The following is a 1,530-nucleotide window of genomic DNA, read 5'->3' as shown; positions in this document are numbered from 1 at the left end:
CAAAATTCAATATCATTTTTTAATATCAAATGAAAATTACTAGGACCGTTCCAATTTTTCCAAAAAAAAGATTTTGGCCCTTGAAAACCATTTTTTTTATATTCTAAATAAGTTTGGTAATTTTGAAAATCTGCTGTATTACCTATAAAAGCAAAAACAACGTCGCTAGGATTAAATTTAATTTGTGCAATAGCATCCGGAAATTCTAATAAAATATTATATTTCTCTAATAATTTTAATTTATCTTTTTTGTTCGAAATTAATAATGTAGAATATATTTCATTATCAAACTCTTCTAAGATTTTATCTAAAATTCTATCTAATAAAAGGTCATTATTTTGTAACTTAGGAAAAATGAATTTTAATGTTTGTGCTGCTTTCGAAGTATTTTTGATTTCTTGATATGTTAAAGAGGCAGAAACAGCTTGATTAAATGCGTTAATTTTAACCATGTTATTTTTAAAATTCAAATAAAAACTAAAAAATAAAATCTTCATCACGAAGGCTTTCAGATTTCATTTTTTGATATCCGTTACCTTTCATAGAAAAATTATCCATTGTTTTTGTTTCAGTATTCAAACCATTAATGATTACAGGATTAACTTCTTCTTGTGGAAATTTTTGTTCAAAACCTAAATTTAATAAAGCTTTATTCGCGTTATAACGAACAAATATATTAACATCTTCCACTAAGTATACAGATTGATAAAGTTCTTTTGTCAATTTTTTTTGTTCATGATAAAGCTTATTTAATAAAGAATACATCCATTCTTTTAATTCTTGTTGTTTATGCAAATCAAAAGTATCATATAACTCTTTTGCCAATCTACCTATATAAGCGCCATGAATACTTTCATCACGAATAATCAGATTAATTATTTCTCCTGCTTGCATTAATATTCCTTGGCCATAAAAATATAAAGGATAATAAAAACCACTATAAAATAACCAAGTTTCAAGAAAAACAGAAGCAACCATACTTTTCCACTTTATTTCTCTAAAATGATTATTTTTTTGCAACATTTCATCGTTAGAATTCTTATAAAAAACAATATTTTTTTCTAAATTTTCATAAATTCCAATAATTTCTTTTAGAATATTTTGTAGATTATTTTGTTTTTCACCCCATTGAAATAGCTCTTTAATTTCTTTTTTATTTATAAAAGTCATAAAAATATTAGAATAACTTTTAGCGTGCACAGCATTTTCCATTGCACCCATAAAATTTAAAGTAGCTTTTTTTTGATGCTCTGAAGATAAACATGAACGTAATATTATTGGCATACCCACATCACCTTGATAAGTATCCAAAAAAGTTAATACTAAAAGATTTTTAGCATAAGCTTCTTTTTCTTTCGATGATAACTTTTGCCATACATGTAAATCACTTTGTAAACTAATATCTTCAGGACGCCAAAATTGACTCAAATTTTGTTCATAAAAAAACTGTGTATATTCATCTTCTAAATTATTCCAATTAGCACCATGGAATATTTTTTTAAACTGATGATTCATTTATAATATATACTC

At 24.7% G+C, this 1,530-nt stretch carries 1 protein-coding gene and 1 pseudogene; both read right to left on the bottom strand.

The genetic code is table 11. The features are described from left to right. Positions 1–452 (bottom strand): annotated as a pseudogene (locus tag AlmWB_RS00495) (hypothetical protein); the annotation flags it as partial. Positions 453–477: 25 nt separating this feature from the next. Continuing rightward, positions 478–1,515: a class 1b ribonucleoside-diphosphate reductase subunit beta gene (gene nrdF, locus AlmWB_RS00490; protein WP_050337069.1), complete on the bottom strand. Its 1,038-nt coding sequence runs from the start codon at positions 1,513–1,515 to the stop codon at positions 478–480. Positions 1,516–1,530 lie beyond the last annotated feature (15 nt).

It is taken from the genome of Candidatus Phytoplasma phoenicium (genome assembly GCF_001189415.1).
Lineage (GTDB): Bacteria > Bacillota_I > Bacilli_A > Acholeplasmatales > Acholeplasmataceae > Phytoplasma > Phytoplasma phoenicium.
This window is presented reverse-complemented; position numbering and strand designations above follow the sequence as displayed.

Bases quoted from the DNA above. Each gene is read 5' to 3' on its own strand.
- nrdF (WP_050337069.1), bottom strand. From the start codon at position 1,515: ATGAATCATCAGTTTAAAAAAATATTCCATGGTGCTAATTGGAATAAT.